Consider the following 25,102-nt stretch of genomic DNA (forward strand, 5'->3'; position numbering starts at 1 on the left):
ACATCTGCTTACCTGCATTTGTATTGGCATTGAGCACCATCGCGAACTATGTTTAAGGAGATAAAGGCATAGATCTCAATAACTAAAAAAGAGAGGGTGTGATGAGTAAATTTGTGATTGCAGTGGGAATGATATTGGCTTCTTCTACCGCTTACGCGGGAGCAACGAACAGTGGTTTAGATATGCGTGTAACTACCGTAGGTCAAGGTGCTTGGGTTCAACTGATACAAAATGGTGAGCCAGTTGAAGGTGCCACCGTGACTTTGTCTGGTAATCTGGGTGAATATCAAACACCAGAAAATGGCCGAGTGTTTGTGATGACAGCTGCCCCGAACACGAGGACGGGTGTATTCACCGCAATGTTAAAAGATGGACAAGAGATTGAACGATCTGTTGTGATCCCTCGCGATCACTAGTTGCCGTTATCGTGCAAACTGATACGCGGGTTAGCCGTGTAGAGTCGTCAAAAATCCTGTCAGCGATGACAGGATTTTTTCTATAAAGGCTTATTAGTAGAAACTGTGCTTAGCGACATAGCACTGCTCATATCCGTCACGCCAACCATTCGCATAACGTGCTTCTTTGAACATACGCTCTGGATCCTGTCGAAAACCCTCGCCAATGGTTTTAGCTGCCGTGACTTTGCTGTGGCAACCGTCGTCATAACCCTCGAGGTAAGGCGTCGCAAACCCTAAGTCTGCGAGTTGGTCGTGTCGAGAACTTGTACACGCACTCAGGGCGATTAATGCAGTGATAAGACAAACAATATATATCGTGGGTTTAATGCTAAGGGGGTTACTCATGCCAAACATCCTCTTACTGACATGTTGAGGCAATGTGCCTTCGATGACATATGAGTAGACTAGATCGGTGTTGAGTGGTGAATCTGTCTCATTAGTAAGTGCGGATAAAAAGTCTCTCTTTCGGCACATTTTGTCGCGATTCGGTGGGATTCAAATACCATTTGAGCGGTCTACCTATTTAAGCAATCTGAAAGAGGGGTCGTGAATAGTTGTGGAAAGGGTACACATAGTCAAAAAAACAATGTTGCTGATTGCATGTCTGTTTAGTGCTTCAAGCCATAGTGAAAACAGCATGAATAAGGGAAATTATCCAGAGCAGGGCACAGATATTCGTTCCGTGTCTCTAAAAGCATCGGGAGACCCTGAGTCAGATCACCGAATAATTTTCATCCACGGCTCGCCAGGCAGTAAAGAGGGCTATGACGACTACCTCGGTCATCCCGCGTTGCAAAATCTTGATTTGGTGGCTGTCGATAGGCTGGGTTTCGGGCAATCGCAAACGCCCGTTGAGACCTCATTGAAAAAACAAGCTCAAGTATTGCTACCATTACTGCAAGAGAAGAAAAAAACCTTGTTGGTTGGCCACTCTCTTGGAGGACCGATTGCGTTGCAATTGGCGCTACTTGCCCCTGATTATGTAGACAGTTTATTACTTATTGCATCTGCGTTTGACCCTCAATTAGAAGCACCAAAATGGTATAACTACATGGCTGATACCCTATTGGCTAAATGGGTTATTCCAGACGATATGCTTCGTTCCAATGAAGAAATGATGGTGCTTGAGATGGAATTGCAAAAGCTGGCGGCGCAAGATTGGAAGTCATTAACCATGCCTATCGTGTTGGTGCATGGTGAAGACGATGATTTGGCTGACCCGAATAACTCTTACTTTGCAAAAAAGCGCTTACCTCATGCTAATTTAAAAATACTCAAGGATGAGGGGCATTTTGTATTGTGGCAAAATGTGCCCGTATTAGTGAATCAAATCAATGAAATGATTGCTTCGTCTCAATGACAAGTGCACTTCTAGCTAGAAGTGGTTGCACACTAAGAGTGTAAATATCTGTAAAGTACCCTTGAAAAGTGTCCTTGCTAGGCGCATTTTATCAACTATACCCAAGCGACTTGATGCGAAAGGTGTTTGCAGGTTGCTTCGGTATCGGAAGTCAATACGATTTTAATCCACGGGAAATATACATGAGACAAATCCTGATCGGTGTGGTTACACTTATTCTCGGCTTCTTTACTTTGATGTTTGCCGCTGTGTTTGGCCTGATTGTGTCAGTGAGTGCACTGATTGCGAAGCCATTCATTGTAAGGAAGCTACGCAAAGCGCAAGAAGAGCAAGCAAATCTTTACCAAGCGCAATATGAGCAACAGACCGAACAAACGCCTTTTGGCCCTAAGCAACGTCATCAAGGGAAAACTATTGATGGGGATTATCAGGACGTCACTGATAACCGCTAATGGCTAGGGTTGACACAAAGAATACAAAAAGACGCCGATGTGAATCGGCGTCTTTTTTTGTATCTGAACATACTGATAGTTCACGTTTGATCAGCAATAGGGCAATAGGCATTTAAACCATATGCCCTCTGTTCAAACTGGTTACATGGTTCTATGTCAAAAAGGAAAATAGTCCCACTCGTAGTCTTCGAACATCGTTTTTAGCTTGCCGGAATGTAATAACTCTTCAAAACCTTCGTCATAGAGTCGACGCAGCTCTTCACCTTGAGGTGTGTTTGTGAATGCAGGGTAGAGTTTTAAATCTATGAAATTTGAAATAATAAAGGCGTTTCTGTCTATGTTGCCTTTTTCGAATTCTTCTTCGATTTCGCTTCGAGCATCGATCAAAGCATCGAGTCTGTCAGAGTACAGCATGGTCAGCCCTTGTCTGCGAGACTTAACTTCTCGTATGTTTACAGTGGTTCCCATGTACTCGTTGTAGTCGTAACCTTTTACCCATGCGACCGTTTTCCCGTGCAACGATTGTTCACCTTGCCACTCTGGTATCACTGTATATTTGTATACCGCCGCCACTTGTTCTGCGTCAAAATGCCAGTAGGGATAGAGGACATTTTCTTGCTCATCGATGTATGAGCCGAGAAACGCATGCATTTTCTTGGATTGAACCAAGTAAACACTTCGTGAATAGGTCGTTGTGAGGAAATTTAGCTTGTAGCCTAAGGGTTCGAACACTTCGCGCATGATGTCGAAATACAGCCCTGAACCGTCTTTATGGGTAGCGTCCGTCCATGCTTCGCTGACGATGGTAATTTCTTGGTTTTGGTTTTGGTTTTCGGCTGCCGCATAAGCCGGTAGCGGAGCAAAAAAGCTCGTGAGGAGCAAACTGAAGAGGATAGGCAGTTTGATTGATTGCGTATTTAAAAAAGGTGTCCATGTGAAGCCAATCATTATCGTTCTCCAATGCAAAAAAGTGACCATCACGTCTTACAAATGAGATGGACACTTTAAAGCTATGCCAATTTGGAGAACACCGCGAGGAAATTGGAGTTGTTTTTGTGAAGTGCAGAGACTTATCGACGTAATCCTATAGTGACACTGACAATAGCATGGTCACTGCTGTAAGCATCTTGATCAAACTTTGGGTTAATCAGGTGGCTATCTTCGCAATGAAAATCACCGACCTCCGCGAGGCTGGCGGGATCGCTGCTGTTAAATTCGTTCGAGAGTAAAATATAATCCAACACAGAACCTTTGGCATGGAAGTAATGTGTACTCGGGCGTTCTAGACCTGTTTCTCCCGTGTTCTTAACGAATAAATCCCAACTATCATGGAGTTGATAGTGAGACAGCGGCATGTCAGCCATATCTTCAGTGATTGAGCGTAAGCCTGAAACGTGAAAAGCCCCCAAAACGTCTGAGTTCATATCATCGTTAAAATCACCCATAACAATGGCTGGATTGTTAGTTTCAAATCGACGCTGAATGATGGCGGCCATGAGTTGACACACTTCGGAGCCGCGTTGAATGGATGACGCCCATGAGCCTGCTATTTCAGCGCGCATGGATTCGTGCAGCGTTTTTTTGTGTTCTGCGGTTTGCTCACTTTCATCCAAAATTGGGCGTTTGGATTTCAAGTGCACCACATAGACATCGGTCTGTCCCAATGAAGGCAACTCGAGTGTTGCGCAAAGGGGCAGGCGGCTGTATTCAAAATCTTCAGTCATCCCGATTTGTTCAGATAAAACCGGATCGGCACGCAATGGCAATGCGCTTAAAATGGGGTAGCGAGATGCGAGGCAGACAACAGGGCTTTTGTAGACGTAATCATTGACTGAGTTGATGGGTTCTGGCTCATCAACCACTGAAAAAAAGCGATACCCTAAAGGTTCAAGTAACGCCTTTAATGCCGAGGCACTGAAGACTTCTTGAAACGCAATAATGTCAGGCTGATAACTGCCGATGTAGCGATTGAGCCACATCTTTTTTTGTCGCCATTGGTCTTCGCTGTAAATGTTACTGAACTCATAAAATGCGCCAGGTGGCTCGATAAAATTAAACAAGTTAATGGTTGCGAGCTTGAGGCCAAAGGCACTATGAGCGTAAGAGCTTTTGCTATTGGTAGCGAACACAATCTCGTCTCAATATTGAAAAATATGTATTTAGTATAGCGAAGACTTTGAAGCTGATCGGTGAGGTAGGTAGGATAAAAATGCGCTTCGGGAGGAAGCGCATTAAATCATTAAACAAGTTACTCGGCTTTTACTAAGCTGATGCCTTGGTTTGGTCAGTGTCTGTATTGGTAGGTTTGCTGAATTTTTCAGCTTCAGCACCGTTAGCTGCTGGTTGCTCACTCAATACTTCTACAACACTTTCACGAGAAAGCTGGCCTTGAAGTTCACCGTCTTGATCCAGCACAGGAAGCGGTAATTCATGCTCAATGGTGTCAGGGATTACGTGCTCAATGAGTGCGTCGGATTGAATGCCTGGCAAATCCTCTAAGACTTTGTCATCAATGGCGTCGTCATGACGAGATGTATCGACAGATTCTAGCTTGTCGATGCACAATGCCCCTTGATAACCATCGTCGTTGACATAGTAGCCGTGCTCTACCTTGGCACTGCGCATTTGAGCGAGAGCTTCACCAATGGTGTCGGCACTAATGCGAAGGCTTTGGGGTTGCATAACGGTATCAACAGTCAGCGCGCGCGCGCGGTTGACATCTTTAACGAATGCTTCGACATAGTCATCAGCAGGGTCGAGTAGGATATCCACCGGACGGCCTTGTTGGACAAGCTTGCCGTCTCGCAGAATCGCGATTCGATCGCCGAGGCGAAGGGCTTCATCGAGATCATGCGTAATGAAGATGATCGTCTTTTGAAGCTTTTCTTGAAGTTCAATCAGCTGATCTTGCATCTCGCTTCGGATCAGTGGGTCGAGCGCCGAAAACGCTTCATCCATAAGAAGGATTTCAGCGTCCGTACACAAGGCGCGAGCAAGACCAACACGTTGCTGCTGACCACCCGATAACTGGGAAGGGTATTGTTGCTCGTAACCCGCAAGTCCAACCGTCTCTAACCACTCAGTGGCTTTTTTGTCGCGATCTTCTTTGCTGATACCTTGAACCTGTAAGCCATAAGCAACGTTTTGCAAAACGGTGCGATGCGGCATGAGACCAAAGCGTTGGAAAACCATAGACATTTTGTGACGACGAAAATGCTGAAGACCTTTGTCATCCAGCTTCATGACGTCTTCACCTTCAACAATGATTTGTCCTTCAGTGGGATCAATGAGGCGGTTGAAGTGACGAATCAGCGTCGACTTACCTGAACCTGAGAGACCCATGATCACGAAGATTTCGCCACGCTCAATATCAAGGTCAATTTGTTGAAGACCAACGGTGTGTCCAGTAGCAGCAAGAATATCGTCTTTCGATTTTCCTGCTTTCACATCAGGGAGGACTTTCTCTGGTGTTTTACCAAAGATTTTGTACAGACCTTTAATCTGAATCAGTGGTGTTTTGTTGGGCTTATTCATGGTGACCTCCACTCAAATGCTGCTGAGTGCGTTTTGCATAGCTCTGAGAAACCCTATCAAAAATGATAGCAAGGGCAACGATAGCAAGGCCGTTGATCAAGCCAAGGGTAAAATATTGGTTTGTGATGGATTTAAGGACAGGTTGCCCCAACCCTTTCACACCGATCATTGAAGCGATAACTACCATGGCTAGTGCCATCATAATTGTCTGGTTAATACCCGCCATGATTGTGGGCATTGCTAGCGGTAGCTGAACACCAAACAAACGTTGTGTTGGGCTCGCACCATAAGCCGTTGCTGCCTCAAGTACTTCTTTGTCGACGAGACGAATACCTAGGTTGGTTAAGCGAATGACGGGCGGGATAGCGTAAATAACGACCGCAATAACGCCAGGGATTTTACCAATGCCCAAAAGCATGACGACCGGAATAAGGTAGACGAATGCGGGCATGGTTTGCATGACGTCCAATAGGGGCGTCACGGCAGATTGAACGCGGTTCGAGCGCGCCATCGCGATGCCGATGGGTATGCCGAGGCAGATAGCCACCATGGTACACACCAATATGATGCTCATGGTGCGCATAGTGTCCTCCCACATACCGAAATAGCCAATGGCTAGGAATGAGAATATGACCGCGACGGAAAGCTTCCATGAACGGCTGGCAACGTAAGATACCCCTGCGAGAACAGCGATCATTAACCACCAAGGGGTGCCAAGAAGAAGTTTTTCAAACCAGATAAGAAATTGGAGAAGTGGGTCGAAAAAAGATTCGATAGTTTCGCCATAGCTTCGCGAAAATTCGCGGTAAGCGCCATCGAGTGTTTTACGAATTGCCAGAAGGTCGGAGCGTGACATCTCCGGAAATTCGGTCAGCCAAGAATTGTCTGCCATAACAGTACAGCGTCCTCTGCGTTTTAGAATAATGAGAAACTTTATACCCTTCAATGAAAGGTATGTGGCGACTTTCTTTGAGATTAAGAAAGATTGGTCGCAAAGTCTTGCTTAAAAAATGTTGCTTAATATGTCGCGAAAAATGGCGGACTGGAAAACCAGTCCGCCCTTGTTGCTATGAGATTAAAGTGCTGCTTTCACTTTCTTAGCAACGTCAGCGCTAACCCAAGAACCCCAGATATCTTCGTGGTTCTCGAGGAAGTGTTGTGCTGCAATTTCGCCATCGGCTTGGTTCTCTTCCATCCACGCTAGCAGTGTGTTCAGCTCAGCATTTTTGAATGAACGATTAGATAAGTAGCTCACTGCTTGAGGAGAATTTTGAGCAAAGCTCTCGGTGATAACAGTGTCAACCGCTGACGGTGGGTACATGGTGACTTTAGGATCTAAACAGTCAGCATCAGTGGTACAGGTTTTGAAGTGTTCTTCATCAATGCCAGAGCCGAAGTCCACTTTTACCATTTCGTACTTACCCAGTACCGCTGTTGGTGCCCAGTAGTAACCGAACCAGCCTTCACCGCGCTCGTAAGCTTTAGCGATAGAGCCTGAAAGACCAGCGCCTGAACCTGGATCAATCAGTTCAAAACCTTTGTCTTCTAGACCCATTGCAGTGAACAGGTTGCCAGAAGAAATTTGACAGTTCCAGCCAGCAGGGCAGCCGTAAAATGCAGATTTTGTTGGGTCTTCTGGGTGCTCGAATAGCTCGCGATTTGCGATAACGCCGTCAATCGTCGCTAGGCTAGGGTTCTTGTCGACCAAAAATTTTGGTACCCAAAAACCTTCTTCACCGCCGTCTGAAAGTACTGCTCCTGCAAAGCGAAGTCGACCTTCCTCAACACCACGATCTAGCGCGGCTTTCAGGGAGTTACTCCAGAATTCAGGGGCGATATCCGGTTCACCTTTCTCAATCATTGACGTTCCGGTTGGCATAGTGTCGCCAGGAACAAGCTCAGCGTCGCAGTCGTAGCCTTCTGCGAGAATGAAGCGGTCAATATTTGCGATGAGGGTTGCGGAGTTCCAGTTCATGTCTGCGATAGTCACTTTGCCGCACTCTGCTGCAATGCTTGTCATTGGCAATGCCGAAAGCAGCAGACATGAAGTGGTTAGAAGTTTTTTCATGGAAGTTCCCTCTCATTTAAATAATCACGATAAATATGTATAGCTCTAAGCATTTATCTCGCGAATATTGCACTTTGTAATCAATCCATTTGCAGTTTAAATAACTGAAAAATATGCGCGCAATGACGTTAATCATAACAAGTTTGCAGCAAAATTTCTTTAGTGTAGTTACTTAATAAGCCGCAATTGCTTCGCGTGCTAATCAATTTTGCTGGAGAGGGCTAGAGATGTGATTTCAATAACTTAATGATTTGAAAAGCGAAACTGTCAGATGCTCGATGCTGAATGTATGAAATGTAAGATAGTGTAATCAGAACAAAGATTCGTGCTGGAATTTGTCAAAAATATCTGTTTTTGTGAAATATAAGGGCTCTTCTGCAGTTCTTTGGTAGGGATATTTGCAGATGAATGGGAGCTTTCTATGCAACAGTCTGTTTTAGTTTTAGAAGATGACGCAGATATTTCGGGTTTGATTGCTTTGCATCTTAAGGTGATGGGCTTTGAAGTGACTAGAGGCACATCATTGGTAGCAGGGTATCAAGCGCTGGTAGAAAACAATATTGTTGCCGTTGTTTTAGATCGTGGGTTGGACGATGGTGATGGTAAAACCTTCTGTGAGTATCTGCGCCAAAAGCAAAATGGCATCCCTGTTTTGATGTTGACTGCACTGGATTCTGAATCTGACATGGTAGAAGGGTTTGAATCTGGCGCGGATGATTACTTGGCTAAGCCATTCAGTGTGGTTGAGTTCCAAGCGAGAGTTCGCGCTTTGATGAGACGCGCCGCGGTACATAATCACTGGCAAAACAGTTCGGAAGCAGTCATAGAGCCCTCAAGTGAGGATGAGAATGAAGCCTCCTTGATGTTTGATCACTTGGAAATTTCAACCGAGACTCACAGTGTCACCTTGGGCGGTAAGACCATCAATTTAACGCCCACAGAATTCTCTCTATTGTGTTGCTTGGCGAAAAGGCCAGAACGTGTATTCAGTAAAGATGAGCTATTGAGCCGTGTGTGGAATACAGATTATGACGGCTATCGACACACCGTTTGCTGCGCGATTAACCGTCTCAGAAGCAAACTTGAAAGTGATCCTGATATGCCGAAGTACATTCATACTGTGTGGGGGGTAGGCTATAAGTTTAGAGAGGCAAACGCATTACAACGACTTTAACGATGACGTTTTAGCGCTATTGTTTAGTGAACAAGCCGCGAGTGTAGGACAGAGCAGTTGGATTGATGTTTAGGTGGATTTTGGAGTGAGATATTGACGTTTAAACACCGATTAATGCTATTCACTTTGGTGTGGTTTTTTATCAGTGCGACGATACTGACGTTTGTGAGTGTGACTTTGTGGCAGGGTAATGAACTGAGGTCACAACAAGAACTTCATAGAGATCTCGCGTTGCATATGCGAGATGACAACCCCCTGATGGTAGGGGATGACTACAGCACGGAAGCTCTCTCTTCCATATTCCACACTCTCATGCTGCTTGGTCCAGATTTTGAAATCTATTTTCTCGACCCTAAAGGTAATATCACGACGTCAGGGCCACCTGTTGATCAGGTATTGCGTAGACAAATTGACATTACACCGATCCAACAATTTTTAAACGACCAACCATTTCCGATTTTAGGTGATGACCCTTTATCTCAATACGGGAAGAAGGTGTTTTCCGCAGCGCAGATTGATGCAAATGGCAGCGTGGCGGGCTACCTGTATGTGTTGATAGGCAGCTCCCAACGCAGCCTTCCATTAGATCCAGACACCTTGGTGCTGTATATCCCTGTCGTTATCGCGGCGCTGGTGGCGATATTGTTGTTTGCATTTGGTGTCTATCGCATGGTCATTCGACATATTATTACGCCTGGCAGGCTGATGGTGAATCAGATGGAACAAGCCGCCACCTCCGAATTTCGCGTTACGCCACCTCTTCAATTTTCTGCTGCTGAACTCCAAGACATGGCTATCCAATATCGGCGTATGATGGCGGTTATTCAACAGCAGTTTATTCAACTTCGGATTCAAGAAGCTCAACGACGAGAGCATTTGATACAACTCAGCCATGATTTAAAAACGCCGTTGGCAAATGTACTTGGTTATTTGGAGACATGGCGTATTCAGCACAAAGAAGGTCGAAGTATGATTGATACGGCGTATCACAATGCTCAACGACTTCAGCGTCATTTAAAGGATCAGTTGGAAGCTGCGCGATCGCCTACAGCAAAAGTTGTTTTGTCTTACCAAGAGATCGATGTTGACACCTTACTTCAAGAAATCAAAGAGCGCTTTGCCTTGTCGGCGCAACAAAAAGACATCCAGATTTCGGTTAACGTGAGTACGCCTTGCTCCATTCTTGCTGATGAACAGCTGATTAATCGAGTCTTCGACAACTTGCTTGAAAACGCAGCGCGCCATAGCCCAAAGCATTCGACGATAGTGTTGGAGACAGTATTCATTGCGGCACGTCGTGTGGGTTTTCGCGTTTCAAATGCGGTCGATGAAAATGCAGTGCTCGGTTCGCTTGGCATGGGAACAAAAATTGTCGAAGCTATATTGAGCCTTCATCAAAGCCAACTTGAACATCTTGATGTGGAAGAGGGAAAAAAGGGGGAACATGGTTTTTGCGTTTATTTTGAGTTGTCTTCTATCACAAGCTCATCCTCACGTGAGGTGCGCGCGGTTCCCGATTCAGTGGTCTCTGCGCTGGATGAAGACGATGAACCCAAACTCAACTCATCATTGCCCTCTGTCGAGGTATCAAACATCGAAAACGAACAAGAAGATCACGTTTCTTCCCCAGCTATGGTTGCTAAGGAGGACGTCGATATGAATACGCCTTTGCCATCCTTTGCTGCATCAGCGAACCATGCCGACGAAAGCAATACAGTGTCAGGAGGTCAGGGAGAAGACAGCCAATTCAAGGAAAAATAATGGCTGATTACTGGCATTGTTCGATATGTAAATGAACATGCCGTCAAACATAGCTAAGATAGCTCCATACCCATGTCCAAAAATCCAATAACGCCTCACCAAATTCAGACTGTCTCGGGTAGAAACTTACTGTTGCCAGCCCGCCATACCTGAGCGTAACGTCCTCAGGTAAGTCAAAAAATCGCACATTGACTGGGAAACGTTGAGGGTATTGGATATCTGCTGGCGATTCAAATAAGCCATTGATGCTGTCTATTTTCAGGCTACCATTTCCACTGCTTCCCCAACCAATAGAGGTGACTTCTCCGTGGTATATCTGGCCGGGATACGCCTCGAATACTATTTTGACCAGCGTGCCCTTGTCGACATAGCCAAGAGAGCTTTCTTTTACCATCGCAGTCAGCCACAAATGGTCAGTGTTTAGGTAAGTCAACAGAGGATGACCCGTGGTCGCGTAGTCTCCCGCTGCCACACGGATATTTGTCACTGCGCCTGAAGCGGGCGCCTTAATATCGGTATAAGACAGATTGAGCAGCGCTTTGTCGAGTTCATTGAGTGCGCTTTTTACGGCGAGACTATTGACCGCTTTCTGACCAAGTGCTTCATACGCTTTCATTAGTGAAGCAGTGGATTCGGACAGCGCATTTTGGGCAGCATTCAATGCCAATTGACTGCGATTAAGGGGGGATTGGTCGATAACACCTCGGCGAGCGAGTAAGGTATTTCGTTCAGTGTGTTGTTTTGCCTTGGCCAATCTGACGCGAGCGGCCACTTCATTGGTTTTCGCCGTGCTAATAGCTTCTGAATTTACTTTGAACGCCTTCACCACTTTTGCTAGCGATAATCGAGCAGATTCCGCGGCTAACTCAAACGATCGCCTCTCAATACTCAGTAGTGCTTGCCCTCGCCGAACTTCGGCATTGTTGACGACAGAAATGCTGGATATTGGTCCTGATACCTGCGGGCTAATGCGAATAAGCTGTCCGTTGATTCTGCCGTGTTGAGTCATGGGCGTGAAGCGTTCTGCCCACTGTACATAAATCCATGTCACTAGAGCGAATACGAGCAAAAAACAAGTAAAACGGCGAGCCTTATTCAACGCTTAAATCCTTATCGCGAAACCCTTAACGAAAGGGCAATGTGGGAGAGGGGAAACTCAAGGATTGTAAGTCTATTAAGGGAAGACAGAAGAAGTTGTCTAAGTTAAGAAACTTTTCTGCAAACTATGTTGTGCAATGCTAACAGCCGGAGAGTGACAAACGAGAAAACAGAAGGTGGATAGGGGAGACCCTCGGATTCAATCCAAAGGAATCCGTGAAGTATGTAGAAATACACCGCTCTGTCTTGCTTTCCCATTCGTAGATCAACTGCCTTTAGTGATACGCTCTTTAAAACAAAACGTTATGTGCGATTGACCCACTGTCAAAAGGATAGGATGTAAATGAAGGTTGTATTGGTCACAGATATCTTTGGGCTATGCGAATCAATTGATTGCTTAAGTAATCATCTAACCCATCTTGACGTTGATCTAGAGGTTATTGACCCCTATGAGGGGATGCGTCATAGCTTCATAAATGAGCAAGATGCCTATGATGCGTTCGTTAAACAGTGCGGACATGACAAATACTTATCTTTAGTATCAGAATCTATCTCAACAGTGAAACCGGAACTGATTATAGGTTTCAGTGCAGGCGCAAGTGCGGTGTGGCGAGTTTCTAGTTTGGATAGTGGAGATTGCCGTCAGGCGATTTGTTTTTATCCGACGCAAATAAGAAATCATCTTGATATTAAGCCCCAGATACCAACAAAGGTCGTTTTTCCTTGTACAGAAAGAGCATTTAATGTGGAAAATGTTAGTAAACACATTTCAACTTATGAGCTTGTGAATACTGAAATCACCTCTTTCCAGCATGGCTTTATGAATAAGTGCTCTGCGGCATACGACTTAGCCGGAGAAGCATATGGTTTAAAGCTAATCGAAGTACACATCACATCCTAATGTGTAGGATGGACTCGCATACAATATACGCATTAAACATGTTCCCCTTTACGGGTTGGACTCGCAAAAAACACATGCCGTCTATGGGGGGCACTACTTCTAATTTGCAATATCCAAGGATTTTCGATGAGTAACATTGATGTAGTAAGGGAACTTTGGGCGAAATTTAGCCGTGGCGAATACGTTCAGGCAAAGGCGTTATTGCATGAGAATTTACGAGTTGTGTGGCCTACAAGTCGCGAATATTACGAGACACGTGACGAATATATAGCGGTAAATGAAGTGTTTGGTGCTGATTGGAAATTTGAAGTGTTAAGCCTTGAAGAAACAACCACAAATAAAGTCATAAGTGTGATATACGTATCCAGCCCACATTGTGATGATAGTTTCTACGCAACCAGCATCCTGAGCTTGGAGAGCGGGATTATCACTAACATGGATACATATTGGGCTTTTCAAGACAAACAACCTGAGTGGCGCAAACAACTTAGTAAGGTGTATTAACTTATATATAACAATGGCTAGGGGACTAAAAATGCAGGACCCATTTTTGGTTTTTCCTAAATTTTGGCAGTTAAGTGAGTTTTCACGTGAATGTATTTTTAACCCTTAAAGCGATGTTTTATACCTAGGCAACAATCTAGAGTTCATAGTGAAAGGACGTTGTTTGCCCTTATCTGATATCAGTATCGATGCCCGCTTAGAGTTTAAATTGGTCTTGGATCTCTTTCTCTATCCACTGCTTGAATGCTTGTACTTTCTTTAAGCGTAAGTGCGATTCTGGGCAAACGAAGAAATAGCTGAATGCGACGAGTTGATTGAAGTCCTCACCAAAGGGATAGACTAATTTTCCTGCGTTGATGTCCTGCGTGACTAACGCCTTGGCGGTGAGCGCAACACCTTGCCCTTCAATGGCGGCTTGCAGAGTTAAAAATTCCGACGAGAAATGGTGCCCTGCATCAGGGTCGATATCTGTGAGACCTGCCGCCCTTAACCACATTCCCCAGCAAGGTGCGCTCTGTTGACCGGTTTGCCACGCCGAACGGAGCAGCATGTGATGTCTCAGATCATCGGGTTTCTGCAAGGGTTTAGCGCTGTTTAGCAGAGCTGGGCTGCACACTGGTATCACTTCTTCGGGTATCAAGGTCTGACAGAAGAGATTGGGATACCCTCCGCCGCCATATCTTAACGCCACATCTACACCATCGGAGCGAAAATTGACCAGGCTCTCACAAGCGTCAACGCGCAGTCGATACTTCGGATAGGCTTTGTAGAAACTACCTAGCCTTGGCAAAAGCCATTTTGCCGCGAATGTGGGAGATGCGCTTACCACCAATTCGTTACTTTGCTGTCTGCGTCGTAATTGCCTGACGCCTTCCTCAAGCTTGGAAAAGCCTTCTTCCATAAACGGAAACAGTTGCTCTCCCGCTTCAGTGAGTTCAATCGATCTCACCTTTCGCTCAAGCAATTGCACGTCTAAGTAGTTCTCTAATGACTTTATCTGCTGGCTTACCGCAGCAGGTGTGACATGCAGCTCTTCAGCCGCCGCTTTGATACTGAGTAATCGGGCAACACTTTCGAAAGCCCGTAATGCGTTTAGTGGGGGTAAGTGAATTTCCATGATTTAGATTTTCTAACTCCACATAAGGAATGCTCGTTTGTAGAACATAGCAGGTTATCTCATCATCAACCAACGGATAAGAAAATCTAACGCAATCCACGCTGGAGGGTTGAAACATGAAACCACTGAATGCAAAACACACATTGCTGGTCATGCCGTTTAATCAAAGTGCGCAAACGTCCTCTTTGATTAGCCGTTTATTGCTCAACGTGTTCAATGCTGTTGAAGGAAAAATCCGGGCATATCAACTTAAGAAAGTAAAAGAAAACATCTACCGTGAAGTGGCTGACTATCCGGCATACCTTTTGGAGGACATTGGTATGCAGCAAGAGGATATTGAAGCCATTGCTGATAGAAACAAGGATTTGAACACAATGAGAATACGTGAGTCAGGCAGAAGATAGGAAGGCCGTCAGTATTGCAAAATAGTGAACGCTGGCGCCCTACGTAGTGTGCATTTCATTAGAGTCTCATAGCGCTATGTAGGTCGCTGCACCAAGCGTTATACCTAGTATTTGTTACTTACCTTGGAATGAAAGATTGCTGATACATTTCTAATAGTGAGCATTTATCTACCTTTCCTCTTGGGGTCAGTGGTAATTGATCAAGTGCGATGACACCTACAGGCACGCAATAGTAAGGCAGGTAAGTCGCGACATGTTCAGTGGCCATTTTTTGTTCAATGGTTGAAGGGGTAACAAAGGCGACAAGGTGGTCGTTGTCCAGTTTCAAGGTTACGGCTGATTGACAACCGGGCACTGATTCCAATACGGAAGAGATAGAGTTTAGCTCAACGTGAAACCCCTTAACTTTAACTTGATCATCAGTGCGTCCATGGTGTTCAAGCTCTCCGTCATCATTCCAACGTGCAAGGTCACGGGTTCTAAACATCACATGGCCATCGCCCAAGAAGGGATCGGGGCGATAGCGAGACTGGCTGAGTTCGGCGTTAGCTAAATAGCCTTTTGTGACACAGACGCCACCTGCCCACATTTCACCGACGTCGCCAATGGGACAGGGTAGAAGTTCATCATTTAGAATATATACAGTGTTGTTTGGGGTAGGCTTGCCAATGGAGAGTGTGTCTCCAGGGCGATATAATTTAGCCGTGTTGATGATGGTGGTTTCTGTTGGGCCACTGCAGTTATAGAAATCACAGAACTCGCCCCATGTTTCAGCAAGTGGCTCTGGGCAGGGCTCGCCGGCAACCGCAACGACGGCGACATCCTGACATTTGATAGGGGCGATCTGACCAAGGATGGAAGGTGTTGCGATAATAACATCGACGTTTGATGCGGTATTTTCGATGACACTATCGCGGATCAGTAATGTGGCACCATGGCAAAGTGTGACATAGATTTCCCAAGCCGACATATCAAACGCAATATTCATTAATTGTGAGACGCGCGTACCTGGCTTTACACCGAGGTTCCCTGGAGAAGTCATCACAACATTGCAGACGTTTTGGTGCGTGACCTGAACACCATTGGGTTTTCCGGTTGTTCCCGACGTAAAGAGAATAAAGCAGTTATCGTTGGGTTTAGACGCCCGCTTTTTAGTGACATTGAGTTCATTAAACGCGCGGGTTTTCATTAAGCTATCAAGGGCGATAATTTTGCTGTTCCCGAAGTCGGGTAAGTACTTTTCATGGCGACTGAGGGTCAACACTATTTTGATACGGGCAACATTGGCAATGTGTTGTAACTGTGAATTCGGTGTTATCCCTGCATGCTGAGGGACGTAGTTTGCCCCTAATTTTAAACACGCGAGCATGCCCACGAGCATTGGCAATGATCGCGTGAGAAATAAGCCAACTGAATCACCGCGTTTGACGCCTTTTTTATGAAGTAGTGTGGCCAGTTTTTCAGCATTATTATCAAGTTCTTGGTAGGAGATAGAACGATTACCGTGAATCGCAGCAATGGCGTAGGGCGTATTGGCAGCATGATGTTCGAATGCACTGTTCAGGGTGTTAAACGCTGGCTTTTCATTGGAACCACGACCGAATTCGATAAATTTTCGGACATCGCCCGCGTTGAGACTTTCCAACGGGGAAATGTGAAAGACGGTATCATCGTCTGAGAGTAGAGAGGGGGGCGTTGGTGGAAATGCCATCGAGTTAAGTGTCGCAGTCATTGAATTCTCCTTTACATTGCTCTCTTCAAATTGCTGGGAGCAATATGAAGAGATACAGAGAATCTAACTGACAAATCTCACAAAATTATCACAGAGGTTTCGCAATCTCCTATTAAAAGATAATTCACTGATTAATATTGAAAATAATATATAACTCGTATCGTTTTAGAGAGAGTATCAACGCATCGAGGAAGAAAACGCTGAGGGTTCTTCTTATGAATGGCGTCAATTTTAGTGGTCGTTAAGCACATCAATAAGTGACAGCGTCACTAATTGGTGTGCTTGAATGGACTGCAATGAAGATAAAGCGGCTATTTTGAGTTTTGCGATTTCCCGATAGCATGCATCACTGCATTAACGACTTCGTCAGCATCATGGGTAATATCGATGAAAACGGCTTCATCTTGTGTAGGTTCTACGAGGGTTTCGAATTGGCTTTTCAGCATGTCTTGCCCCTTAAAATAGTGATCGGTGCGTTTTTGATGGCGTGACCAAATGGTGTCGAAATCACCACGTAGAAAAACAATGGTCATGCCTTCGTTGTTCTGGCGTAACGTATCTCGGTATTCTTTTTTCAATGCAGAACAAGCGACCACCAGTTCATCGTTTTTGATAAACAAGGTGTTAAGCGTGCGAAGCCAGCCTTGACGATCAGTATCGCTCAAAGGGATTCCTTGACGCATTTTCTTCACATTCTCTTCAGGGTGATAATCATCACCGTCATAAAAGGGGATATCGAGCCTTTGGGCAACGAGGCTACCAATCAGACTCTTTCCAGAGCCTGATACGCCCATCAATAGTATCTTTTTCGGTTTCATGGGAATCATAGTCCTCTTACCTTCATCCATGCCATACGGCGTAAAGATGCGAATGTATAACTGGAATGCGCTTGCATTACTTCCACCACATAGCGAGCTGAGGGAAGGCAATGGTGAGGCTTAGCACGCAGATTTGGAGCGCGATGAATGGCAACAAAGAACTGAAGATTTCACCCAGACTAATATCTTTGGGTGCAACGGATTTGAGGTAAAACGCCGCAGGGCCAAATGGTGGTGACAAGAAAGACACTTGCATATTGAGGCAGAACACCACGCCAAACCAAATAGGGTCGTAACCGAGCTCAGTGATCATTGGAACGAAAATAGGCATGGTGAGCAAGGCGACACCGACCCAATCGAGAAACATACCAAGCACCAGCAATATAAGCATCATGATTAGCAAGGTTGATAATGCCCCGCCGCCACTGAGCGAGAAGATAACGTCGCCTACAAAATCAATCCCGCCCATCAAGTTGTAGATGCCGACTAAGGCGCTTGCCCCTATGCCAATCCAAATGATCATGCCGCACGTGCGCATGGTAGCGATGGCGCTGTCTTTCATCATTCTGAAATTCAATTCACCACGAATCCATGCACTCGCCATGATGCCAATAACACCCAGCGCTGAGGCTTCGGTGACAGATGCAATGCCGGAATAGATACTGCCGAGCACCACTGCGACAGAAAGCAGCGGGAAAAACAGTGCCTTCATATAACTGATCTCTTTCTCCTCTTCTGCATCAGAGGGAACGGAGTCAGGTGCGAGAGAGGGGTCTAGATAACAGCGGATCAACACATAGGCGACATAGAAGCTAGCTAAAAGTAGGGCGGGCACAAATGAAGCTTTGAATAAATCACCAATGGAGACACTCGCGGTCATGCCATAGATAATCAATACGATACTTGGGGGTAGCATGGTGCCTAATGCACCACCGGCACAGGTTGTGCCGATCGCGAGTTTCCGGTTGTACCCTAAACGTAGCATTTGCGGCAAAGCGAGAATGCCGAGCAGCACGGTTTCACCGCCAATCACGCCGCTCATAGACGCCAATATAACGGCAACCATCAGAGTTTGTACGGCGACACCACCACGTACTCGGCGGCCTACCACTCGCATGGCATTAAACAGATCTTTGGCAATCCCTGAACGATCAAGGATGGACGCCATGAGCACGAACATGGGAACAGCAAGAAACACATAGCCGGAGACAAAACTGTAGGTACGGCTGGCAATCAAAGGCAGTGCATCCGGTCCAAACCAACCCAAAGTGAAAAATAGTGCGACGAAGCCAGTTACGAATGCCAGTTGCATGCCTGTGAGCAATAGCGCGACCATCATTGCGAGCATGAGAATACTGCCCCAACCAAGGCCGATTGAAGACAATTCAAACATCTTTCGATTTCCTAATACTGCTGATTTCTTGAAGTAGGTGTAACGTAAATTGAATCACCAACACGCATAACACGGCGAACAGTAGCCCTTTAAGCAAGGCGGGGTATGGCGCATTAAGTACAGAGCCAGACGTTTCGAGGCGAAAATCGCCCCAAGGTGCGAACCAAGATTCTTCAGCGGTGAAGTAGGCGGAATAAGCCAGCATGCCAGCAAACACAAGACCGACAATATGATGGAAAATATTGAGGTAGCGGCGTTTTTTGGCAGACACTGCATCATAAATCAGCACGACGCGAACATGCTTGTTGGTAGCAAAAGCATAGATGCCGCCAAAAATGAAAAGTGCACCACCAATGAAGGAAGCGGTCTCATGTACCCAAGTTGTTGGCGCATTGAAGGCATAACGCATGACGACTTCATAGAAAGAAATCAATGCAGTGACAATAAAGAGAAGACTAAGCAGGTCGCCGATGCGAACGATAGCCCGATCCAGCGGGTTGCGCGGCGTATTCTCATCCGCTTGAACTGACGCGGGCGGTTTATTATCCATAACAATTCATCCCAAATATGAAGAGGGCAAATGCCCTCCTCGGGTCAAACATCCTCACTAGGGCAAACAACGTACGATTACAACAAACCGTTTGAGGTCAGGAACGTGGTGACAGAGTCATAGACCTTTTGGGCATTTGGCGAACGTTCGGCAAACACCTTCCATTGGGTCTTCGCGATTTCACGGAATTTCTTACGTTCGTCGTCAGACCAATTGTGGATGGTGATGTTTGGGTTGTTCTGTGCTTCTGTGAGTGCTGCTTGGTCTGCAATTTTTAGTTGGGTGGTGATGTCGTATGAGAAATCCCTCACCGAGGTTTGCAGTATTTGTTGAAGATCCGCTGGCATGGCGTCCCATTTCTTTTGCGAAATTGACACATCGATGAGTGGGAGAGAGTGGAAGCCCGGCTGGACAGGGTGCGTGGCAATGTCGTTCATGCCCGCTTTTTGGTTGGTTGAAAACACGGTGTAATCCGCCGCGTCGATCACGCCTTTGCTCAAGCCAGTAAATACTTCGGAACCAGGCAGGTTAACAGGGGTTGCGCCTGCGGCGGCAAATACTTGCTGCACCAAGCCTTCAGGTGCTCTGAGTTTCAACCCTTTAAGATCATCAACGCCATCTAATGGCTTTTTCGAAATGAAAGACTCGACACCCGTGGTCGATGCGCCAATGAACTTCACACCATACGGCGCGTACAGTTCGGTCATTAATTCGTTGCCGCCACCGTAGTTCATGTATTGCAGCAATTGTGTGGTGTCTGACCATGCGCCAACCATGTTGCCAATCAAACCAAATGCGGGGTCTTTGCCTGAGAAGTAACCTGTCGCCGTGATATGGCCATCAATAATGCCCAATTTGATCGAGCCTAATGTTTCAGTATGCTTAACAATAGAGCCAACAGGCAGTAAGTCGATATCGATTCTGCCATTCGACATTTGTTCAACACGCTCTGCCCAATCTTGCTGGATTTTGAAGTTAAGGTCGCCTGATGGATCAGATGACTGAATTTTTAATTTAAAATCAGCGGCTAAGGTTGATGCAGAAAAGAGGCCAGTGACGGTAGCAGCTAACAAAGCTTTAGATAGCATGTTCATTTCAGAGGTATCCTTATGGGTTCCACGTTGGAAAATAACAGCGTTTCCACTGAAGGTTTCTTGTTCTGATTGTTACGAATGTTACCGGTAACGTTGCAATAGTGTTACCGGTAACTTAATTATCTTCCGAGACCTAGATCTCAAAATCAGCCTTTGGTTAATTTATTGTTAATAACGATTGGGCGTGATACGCGGTAGAACAGTCGATATTTTATTGTTATTACATTGAAAAATAGGGCTTTACTGTTTCTAGTGTGAAAGCGAGGTAGGATAAGGAAAATGTATAACAAGCAGAATGAACGCAACATCGTACGTTATGAAAGAGCACCATCTATCGATTTGTGGCTCAATATCAATGCTATGAATAAAACAAACGCCCAAAACCAATGATACGGTTTGGGCGTTATTCAATTCTGTATATGGATTAAACAGTAAGCGTGGCTAGAGTGTAGGCATTGAGAATACCGCACCTTCGCGAACATTCGCGGATGGCCAGCGTTGAGTGATGGTTTTTCTGCGTGTGTAGAACTTCACCGAATCTGGACCATAGGCATGCAAATCACCGAACAGAGATTGCTTCCAACCCCCAAAGCTGTGGTAAGCAACTGGCACAGGTAGTGGCACATTGATCCCGACCATGCCTACCTTGATGTTGTCAGAGAAATATCTCGCCGCTTCCCCGTCACGGGTGAAGATGCAAGTGCCGTTGCCGTACTCATGGTTGTCGATGAGCGTCATGGCTTCTTGCATTGAATCGACGCGAACAATTTGCATGACAGGACCAAAGATTTCTTCTTGGTAACTCGTCATGTTCGGCAGCACATTGTCGATCAACGTCGGGCCAACAAAGTACCCGCTTTCATAGCCTTCTACTTCTGGGTTTCTACCATCAACCACAAGGATCGCACCGTCACTTTCAGCAGAGGAAATATAGCCATTCACTTTCTCTTTATGCTCGCGACTGATAACAGGACCGAAGTCATTGTCGTTATCATAAAAAGCGCCCACGCGGAGTTCGTCAAGCTTTGGTTTAAGGATCGCAGCCAAGCTATCTGCCGTTTCTTGGCCTACGACAACGGCGACGGATAGCGCCATGCAACGCTCGCCACTAGAGCCATATGCGGCTCCAACCAATTGATTCGCCGCATTTTCAAGATCGCAATCTGGCATGACTATCGCGTGGTTTTTCGCTCCGCCCAACGCCTGGCAGCGCTTGCCGTTTTGCGTGGCTTGCTCATAGATATATTTGGCAATCGGTGTACTGCCAACAAAACTAACCGCCTCAATGCCTTTGTGCGTTAGCAGACCATCTACCACAGATTTACCACCTTGAAGAACCTGCATTACACCGTCAGGAAGGCCAGCTTCTTTGAGCAACGTCGCGATAAATAAAGAAGTGCTTGGATCTTTTTCTGATGGCTTGAGGATAAAGCAGTTACCGCATACCAAGGCCATTGGGAACATCCACAGTGGTACCATCGCTGGGAAGTTAAATGGTGTGATGCCCGCGACGACACCCAGAGGTTGATGCTCTGACCATGAATCAATGGAAGGACCGACATTCTTGCTGTATTCACCTTTGAGCAACTCTGCTGCTGCACAGGCATATTCGACGTTTTCGATGCCGCGTTGCAGTTCGCCCGCTGCGTCGTGTGCAATCTTTCCGTGTTCTTCGCCAATGAGACGGCATATTTCATCTTTGTTTTCTTCAAGCAACTGCTTGTATTTAAACATGATGCGCGCACGTTTAATGGCAGGTTGATCGCGCCATGATTGAAACGCGGCGTTGGCAATATCAACCGCTTCGTTAACCAGATCGTCTGGTGCGAGCATTAACTCACGGATCGCTTCCCCAGTAGCTGGGTTATAAACAGGTTGCGTGCCGGCATTGTCTTCGCGCAACTTGCCGTTGATGAGGTGTCCAATATTTTCCATGGGTGGCTTCCTTTTCTTAAGACCAAAGGCCTCGATACAATGATTTCATTTCTTCTGGGTTGGGAACTCTTGGGTTGTTGGCGGGCGATCCTGATGCGAGAGCTTGCTCTATCATGGTATCGACCACAGATTCAAAGTTGTCGCGTGTCACCCCAAACTCTTCCAGTGTTGGGACGTTGAGCTCTTGATTGATCGCGGCGAGTTCTTCCACTAAACGTGCATTGGCAACATCAATCGAATCTGTTTCACGGGCCAGCCCCATTGCAACGGCACACTGTGCGTATCGCACAGGTGCTTCTTGAATAGAGAAAGCGGTAATACTTGGTAAAAGCATGGCGTTGGATAGGCCATGAGGAACGTGGAAAAACGCCCCAATCGGGCGGCTCATTCCATGGACTAGCGCAACAGAGGCATTGGAAAAGGCAATCCCTGCTATTGTTGCGCCTCGCATCATGGCTTCGCGAGCGTTTGTATCGCTGCCATTGTGGTAAACCGTGCGAAGGTTAGGCGCAATTAATCGCATCGCTTCTAGCGCGTTGAAGTCGCTAAATGCACTGGCTTTACGGCTGACGTAGGCTTCAATAGCATGAGTTAATGCATCGATACCCGTATCCGCGGTGATGCGTGCGGGCAATGACATCGTCAGTTCATAATCCACAATCGCTGCCGTAGGGGAGAAACCTAATCCAACACACAGCATTTTCTCGTCGGTAGCGTCATCAGTGATCACGGTAAACTTGGTCACTTCAGAGCCTGTTCCGGCCGTGGTTGGAATGGCAATGATCGGTAAGCCTTGCTCATTCACAATACGCGGGACTTTGTAGTCACGCATTTTTCCGCCGAAGTGAGCAAGAATCGCAATGGCCTTAGCACTGTCGATGGCGCTGCCGCCGCCGAGCGCAATCAAGCAATCAAACCCGCCGTCTTTAGCGATTTGTACAGCTTCATCGACCGAGCTCGCTGTCGGTTCAGGAATGGTGTCCGCATAGACACGAGATTCAATATCCGCTTGGGTGAGCAATTGTTGAACCTTATCGGCATAACCAAACTGCACCATGGTTCTGTCGGTGATTAATAACACGCGTGATGCATTTAAGTTTTTTACCAAATCAGGCGTACGAGCGATTGCTCCGCCGCCAATTTCCATCATTCTTGGTAAGGTGACTGATGCGCTCATTTGGTTGCTCCTTTTACGTCTGGTTTTCCTAGTTTGATGCTCCCATAGCGACTGAAAACGAGATAGATAGATATAAATAAGAAGATGCTCATCAATCCGACGTAGTACCAAGCCAAATTCGTTGCGATATAATTCTTTGATGCAGAATAAACGCCACTGGCGTGTTCTGGCGCTAACGTGGTGTAGATAACAAACAAAATAATAAGAAAGGAAGACCCAGTGGCCATTATAGGGTTTACCCCTGCAAATATTCCTTTTTTATTATTCCTACTTATCTCATTTCCCATTGCAATGCTCCTGATTGAAATCTGTCCTTGTGATTTTTTAGTGACGATTGTCACCTTGTGTTGTTATTGATTTATTTCTTTAACTTCATTGGTCTTTCTGGTTATTCATTGTTTATATTTAGATCCAGCTAAACATCTACGTTCACGCTCATTTAGACAATCAAAAAAAATACAGCCATTGGCATAAGAAAATTTATACATCCCAATAGATGATTAATTTATTGCGCAAATTACGTTTTATTGAGTTACATTAAAAAGCACTGGGAATGGGTTTGGGTATTTATCCAAACCCATTCTCGCTGAACAAGTATCTTGAAGTCGTGAGTAAACAAGGACGTAAACATGAAGAAGAGGCTTCCCCCGTTGAACTGGCTACGCTCTTTTGAAGCCGCGGCTCGGCATTTGAGTTTTACTCACGCATCGCAAGAGTTGCATATTACGCAGGCAGCAATGAGCCAACAGATAAAAGGCTTAGAGAGTCAGTTGGGCACAGCACTGTTTGTGCGTCTTCCACGAGGCCTTCAGTTGACTGACGCCGGCGCGGCTTATATGCCTGTTGTGCATGATGCTATAGAGAAGCTTTCAGAAGTGACGGAGGAGCTCTTTGGTCAGAATAGGACTAAGTTATTAAATATTAGGATTAATTTGGTCTTTTTTATTCATTGGCTTGCGCCAAGATTGGAGAGCTTTATGGCGAAATATCCTGAAGTTAACCTAAAAGTCACCAGTAATATCTGGGTGAATAATCGCCATGGCTCGAATGATTGTGACATAGAAGTCACCTATGGAAATGGGCAATGGCCGCATCTAACAGCCCATCGTTTAACCTGGGATACCCTGTCTCCCGTTTGCAGCAAACAGTATGCAGAACGTCTGCCGTCAGACATCAGTTCAGAGACGCTACTAAAAGAGAAATTGCTGCATGTGATTGGTTATGAAGACGGTTGGGGTCATTGGTTTGCTAGCATGGGGTTACCTTATGCCGAGTTTCAACAAGGTAGCCAATATGACACATTAGTCAATGCGTTAGAAGTAGCAATAAATCATGGCGGTATAGCACTTGGTCGGAGCAGTTTGGTTAAAAGATATGTTGGCGAGGGAAAGCTTGTTCGCTTATTTGAGACAGACGTAACGACACGTGAAGCATTTTATCTTGTTAGGTCTAATTCAAGGGCCTTACATCCACACGCTCAGTTGTTTATTGATTGGATATTGTTGGAAGTGGAGAGGGATTCATCCAATAATGACTATAGAGATTTATATAATTAATTTTCTGTCGTATTAA

The 25,102-nt window shown here is 45.8% G+C and carries 25 protein-coding genes; 9 read left to right on the plus strand and 16 right to left on the minus strand.

Features of this window, described 5'->3' with window-relative positions; translation table 11 throughout:
* Positions 1-101 precede the first annotated feature (101 nt).
* Positions 102-416, plus strand: coding sequence for a hypothetical protein (locus L4D06_RS13285; protein ID WP_429739880.1), 315 nt, complete (start codon positions 102-104; stop codon positions 414-416).
* A gap of 93 nt (positions 417-509) precedes the next feature.
* Here the strand turns inward: L4D06_RS13285 and L4D06_RS13290 are convergent, their stop codons facing one another.
* Complete coding sequence (locus L4D06_RS13290) at positions 510-803, minus strand: hypothetical protein (RefSeq protein WP_429739882.1); 294 nt, start codon at positions 801-803, stop codon at positions 510-512.
* A gap of 292 nt (positions 804-1,095) precedes the next feature.
* Between L4D06_RS13290 and L4D06_RS13295 the strand changes: the two genes are divergently transcribed.
* Together L4D06_RS13295 and L4D06_RS13300 are read left to right on the plus strand one after the other, a co-directional pair.
* On the plus strand, positions 1,096-1,818 hold the full coding sequence (locus L4D06_RS13295; protein ID WP_429739884.1) for an alpha/beta fold hydrolase: 723 nt from the start codon (positions 1,096-1,098) through the stop codon (positions 1,816-1,818).
* A 182-nt stretch (positions 1,819-2,000) separates the two neighbouring features.
* Positions 2,001-2,270 (plus strand): hypothetical protein, encoded by a 270-nt coding sequence (locus L4D06_RS13300; protein WP_429739886.1) that lies wholly within the window; start codon positions 2,001-2,003, stop codon positions 2,268-2,270.
* Positions 2,271-2,426: 156 nt separating this feature from the next.
* On the opposite strand, the gene L4D06_RS13305 is transcribed toward L4D06_RS13300, so the two are convergent.
* The 5 genes from L4D06_RS13305 to L4D06_RS13325 form a co-directional block, all read right to left on the minus strand.
* Complete coding sequence (locus L4D06_RS13305) at positions 2,427-3,218, minus strand: substrate-binding periplasmic protein (protein WP_274164819.1); 792 nt, start codon at positions 3,216-3,218, stop codon at positions 2,427-2,429.
* 122 nt (positions 3,219-3,340) lie between these two features.
* Positions 3,341-4,399 (minus strand): endonuclease/exonuclease/phosphatase family protein, encoded by a 1,059-nt coding sequence (locus tag L4D06_RS13310; protein ID WP_274164818.1) that lies wholly within the window; start codon positions 4,397-4,399, stop codon positions 3,341-3,343.
* 133 nt (positions 4,400-4,532) lie between these two features.
* Positions 4,533-5,804, minus strand: coding sequence for a quaternary amine ABC transporter ATP-binding protein (locus tag L4D06_RS13315; protein ID WP_429739889.1), 1,272 nt, complete (start codon positions 5,802-5,804; stop codon positions 4,533-4,535).
* Positions 5,797-6,696: an ABC transporter permease gene (locus L4D06_RS13320; protein ID WP_274164816.1), complete on the minus strand. Its 900-nt coding sequence runs from the start codon at positions 6,694-6,696 to the stop codon at positions 5,797-5,799. The genes L4D06_RS13315 and L4D06_RS13320 overlap by 8 nt, the downstream gene beginning before the upstream one ends.
* A gap of 183 nt (positions 6,697-6,879) precedes the next feature.
* Positions 6,880-7,872 (minus strand): ABC transporter substrate-binding protein, encoded by a 993-nt coding sequence (locus tag L4D06_RS13325; protein WP_274164815.1) that lies wholly within the window; start codon positions 7,870-7,872, stop codon positions 6,880-6,882.
* A gap of 421 nt (positions 7,873-8,293) precedes the next feature.
* Here L4D06_RS13325 and L4D06_RS13330 point away from each other — a divergent pair, with 421 nt between their 5' ends.
* Together L4D06_RS13330 and L4D06_RS13335 are read left to right on the plus strand one after the other, a co-directional pair.
* Positions 8,294-9,046 carry a response regulator transcription factor gene (locus L4D06_RS13330; RefSeq protein WP_274164814.1) on the plus strand — a complete coding sequence of 251 codons (753 nt, stop codon included), beginning with the start codon at positions 8,294-8,296 and terminating at the stop codon, positions 9,044-9,046.
* A 93-nt stretch (positions 9,047-9,139) separates the two neighbouring features.
* Positions 9,140-10,807 carry a sensor histidine kinase gene (locus L4D06_RS13335; protein ID WP_429739892.1) on the plus strand — a complete coding sequence of 556 codons (1,668 nt, stop codon included), beginning with the start codon at positions 9,140-9,142 and terminating at the stop codon, positions 10,805-10,807.
* A gap of 43 nt (positions 10,808-10,850) precedes the next feature.
* On the opposite strand, the gene L4D06_RS13340 is transcribed toward L4D06_RS13335, so the two are convergent.
* The gene (locus L4D06_RS13340; protein WP_429739893.1) at positions 10,851-11,906 is read right to left on the minus strand and encodes an HlyD family secretion protein; all 1,056 of its coding nucleotides are present in this window, start codon (positions 11,904-11,906) and stop codon (positions 10,851-10,853) included.
* A 342-nt stretch (positions 11,907-12,248) separates the two neighbouring features.
* On the opposite strand from L4D06_RS13340, the gene L4D06_RS13345 reads away from it, so the two are divergent.
* Positions 12,249-12,806, plus strand: a complete 558-nt coding sequence (locus L4D06_RS13345; RefSeq protein WP_429739895.1) for a dienelactone hydrolase family protein — start codon at positions 12,249-12,251, stop codon at positions 12,804-12,806.
* A 126-nt stretch (positions 12,807-12,932) separates the two neighbouring features.
* Positions 12,933-13,310: a nuclear transport factor 2-like protein gene (locus L4D06_RS13350; protein ID WP_429739897.1), complete on the plus strand. Its 378-nt coding sequence runs from the start codon at positions 12,933-12,935 to the stop codon at positions 13,308-13,310.
* A gap of 196 nt (positions 13,311-13,506) precedes the next feature.
* Here L4D06_RS13350 and gcvA read toward each other — a convergent pair whose 3' ends face one another.
* The gene (gene gcvA / locus L4D06_RS13355) at positions 13,507-14,427 is read right to left on the minus strand and encodes a transcriptional regulator GcvA (protein ID WP_274164809.1); all 921 of its coding nucleotides are present in this window, start codon (positions 14,425-14,427) and stop codon (positions 13,507-13,509) included.
* Positions 14,428-14,543: 116 nt separating this feature from the next.
* Between gcvA and L4D06_RS13360 the strand changes: the two genes are divergently transcribed.
* On the plus strand, positions 14,544-14,831 hold the full coding sequence (locus L4D06_RS13360; protein WP_274164808.1) for a hypothetical protein: 288 nt from the start codon (positions 14,544-14,546) through the stop codon (positions 14,829-14,831).
* 118 nt (positions 14,832-14,949) lie between these two features.
* Here the strand turns inward: L4D06_RS13360 and L4D06_RS13365 are convergent, their stop codons facing one another.
* From L4D06_RS13365 to L4D06_RS13400, 8 genes are all read right to left on the minus strand, one after another.
* Complete coding sequence (locus L4D06_RS13365; protein WP_429739900.1) at positions 14,950-16,563, minus strand: AMP-binding protein; 1,614 nt, start codon at positions 16,561-16,563, stop codon at positions 14,950-14,952.
* A 311-nt stretch (positions 16,564-16,874) separates the two neighbouring features.
* Positions 16,875-17,381, minus strand: coding sequence for a gluconokinase (locus tag L4D06_RS13370; protein ID WP_274164806.1), 507 nt, complete (start codon positions 17,379-17,381; stop codon positions 16,875-16,877).
* A 76-nt stretch (positions 17,382-17,457) separates the two neighbouring features.
* Positions 17,458-18,774, minus strand: a complete 1,317-nt coding sequence (locus L4D06_RS13375; protein WP_429739902.1) for a TRAP transporter large permease — start codon at positions 18,772-18,774, stop codon at positions 17,458-17,460.
* Positions 18,767-19,324: a TRAP transporter small permease subunit gene (locus L4D06_RS13380; protein ID WP_429739904.1), complete on the minus strand. Its 558-nt coding sequence runs from the start codon at positions 19,322-19,324 to the stop codon at positions 18,767-18,769. The genes L4D06_RS13375 and L4D06_RS13380 overlap by 8 nt, the downstream gene beginning before the upstream one ends.
* A 77-nt stretch (positions 19,325-19,401) precedes the next feature.
* The gene (locus tag L4D06_RS13385) at positions 19,402-20,418 is read right to left on the minus strand and encodes a TRAP transporter substrate-binding protein (protein WP_274164803.1); all 1,017 of its coding nucleotides are present in this window, start codon (positions 20,416-20,418) and stop codon (positions 19,402-19,404) included.
* Between the two features lie 441 nt (positions 20,419-20,859).
* Complete coding sequence (locus tag L4D06_RS13390) at positions 20,860-22,353, minus strand: CoA-acylating methylmalonate-semialdehyde dehydrogenase (RefSeq protein WP_429739906.1); 1,494 nt, start codon at positions 22,351-22,353, stop codon at positions 20,860-20,862.
* Between the two features lie 16 nt (positions 22,354-22,369).
* Positions 22,370-23,530: an iron-containing alcohol dehydrogenase gene (locus tag L4D06_RS13395; protein ID WP_429739908.1), complete on the minus strand. Its 1,161-nt coding sequence runs from the start codon at positions 23,528-23,530 to the stop codon at positions 22,370-22,372.
* A complete protein-coding gene (locus L4D06_RS13400; RefSeq protein WP_429739910.1) occupies positions 23,527-23,817 on the minus strand; it encodes a BCCT family transporter in 291 nt (96 codons plus the stop codon). The genes L4D06_RS13395 and L4D06_RS13400 overlap by 4 nt, the downstream gene beginning before the upstream one ends.
* Before the next feature lie 342 nt (positions 23,818-24,159).
* Between L4D06_RS13400 and L4D06_RS13405 the strand changes: the two genes are divergently transcribed.
* Complete coding sequence (locus tag L4D06_RS13405) at positions 24,160-25,086, plus strand: LysR substrate-binding domain-containing protein (protein WP_429739912.1); 927 nt, start codon at positions 24,160-24,162, stop codon at positions 25,084-25,086.
* Positions 25,087-25,102: the final 16 nt, after the last annotated feature.

Origin of the sequence: Enterovibrio makurazakiensis (assembly GCF_050336585.1) — a bacterium.
GTDB lineage: Bacteria > Pseudomonadota > Gammaproteobacteria > Enterobacterales > Vibrionaceae > Enterovibrio > Enterovibrio gelatinilyticus.

What these genes read in the sequence shown, in the direction of transcription:
- L4D06_RS13285 (WP_429739880.1), top strand. Translation starts at nt 102, where the DNA reads ATGAGTAAATTTGTGATTGCAGTGGGAATGATATTGGCTTCTTCTACC.
- L4D06_RS13290 (WP_429739882.1), bottom strand. Translation starts at nt 803, where the DNA reads ATGAGTAACCCCCTTAGCATTAAACCCACGATATATATTGTTTGTCTT.
- L4D06_RS13295 (WP_429739884.1), top strand. Translation starts at nt 1,096, where the DNA reads ATGAATAAGGGAAATTATCCAGAGCAGGGCACAGATATTCGTTCCGTG.
- L4D06_RS13300 (WP_429739886.1), top strand. Translation starts at nt 2,001, where the DNA reads ATGAGACAAATCCTGATCGGTGTGGTTACACTTATTCTCGGCTTCTTT.
- L4D06_RS13305 (WP_274164819.1), bottom strand. Translation starts at nt 3,218, where the DNA reads ATGATTGGCTTCACATGGACACCTTTTTTAAATACGCAATCAATCAAA.
- L4D06_RS13315 (WP_429739889.1), bottom strand. Translation starts at nt 5,804, where the DNA reads ATGAATAAGCCCAACAAAACACCACTGATTCAGATTAAAGGTCTGTAC.
- L4D06_RS13320 (WP_274164816.1), bottom strand. Translation starts at nt 6,696, where the DNA reads ATGGCAGACAATTCTTGGCTGACCGAATTTCCGGAGATGTCACGCTCC.
- L4D06_RS13325 (WP_274164815.1), bottom strand. Translation starts at nt 7,872, where the DNA reads ATGAAAAAACTTCTAACCACTTCATGTCTGCTGCTTTCGGCATTGCCA.
- L4D06_RS13330 (WP_274164814.1), top strand. Translation starts at nt 8,294, where the DNA reads ATGCAACAGTCTGTTTTAGTTTTAGAAGATGACGCAGATATTTCGGGT.
- L4D06_RS13345 (WP_429739895.1), top strand. Translation starts at nt 12,249, where the DNA reads ATGAAGGTTGTATTGGTCACAGATATCTTTGGGCTATGCGAATCAATT.
- L4D06_RS13350 (WP_429739897.1), top strand. Translation starts at nt 12,933, where the DNA reads ATGAGTAACATTGATGTAGTAAGGGAACTTTGGGCGAAATTTAGCCGT.
- gcvA (WP_274164809.1), bottom strand. Translation starts at nt 14,427, where the DNA reads ATGGAAATTCACTTACCCCCACTAAACGCATTACGGGCTTTCGAAAGT.
- L4D06_RS13360 (WP_274164808.1), top strand. Translation starts at nt 14,544, where the DNA reads ATGAAACCACTGAATGCAAAACACACATTGCTGGTCATGCCGTTTAAT.
- L4D06_RS13365 (WP_429739900.1), bottom strand. Translation starts at nt 16,563, where the DNA reads ATGACTGCGACACTTAACTCGATGGCATTTCCACCAACGCCCCCCTCT.
- L4D06_RS13370 (WP_274164806.1), bottom strand. Translation starts at nt 17,381, where the DNA reads ATGAAACCGAAAAAGATACTATTGATGGGCGTATCAGGCTCTGGAAAG.
- L4D06_RS13375 (WP_429739902.1), bottom strand. Translation starts at nt 18,774, where the DNA reads ATGTTTGAATTGTCTTCAATCGGCCTTGGTTGGGGCAGTATTCTCATG.
- L4D06_RS13380 (WP_429739904.1), bottom strand. Translation starts at nt 19,324, where the DNA reads ATGGATAATAAACCGCCCGCGTCAGTTCAAGCGGATGAGAATACGCCG.
- L4D06_RS13385 (WP_274164803.1), bottom strand. Translation starts at nt 20,418, where the DNA reads ATGAACATGCTATCTAAAGCTTTGTTAGCTGCTACCGTCACTGGCCTC.
- L4D06_RS13390 (WP_429739906.1), bottom strand. Translation starts at nt 22,353, where the DNA reads ATGGAAAATATTGGACACCTCATCAACGGCAAGTTGCGCGAAGACAAT.
- L4D06_RS13395 (WP_429739908.1), bottom strand. Translation starts at nt 23,530, where the DNA reads ATGAGCGCATCAGTCACCTTACCAAGAATGATGGAAATTGGCGGCGGA.
- L4D06_RS13400 (WP_429739910.1), bottom strand. Translation starts at nt 23,817, where the DNA reads ATGGGAAATGAGATAAGTAGGAATAATAAAAAAGGAATATTTGCAGGG.
- L4D06_RS13405 (WP_429739912.1), top strand. Translation starts at nt 24,160, where the DNA reads ATGAAGAAGAGGCTTCCCCCGTTGAACTGGCTACGCTCTTTTGAAGCC.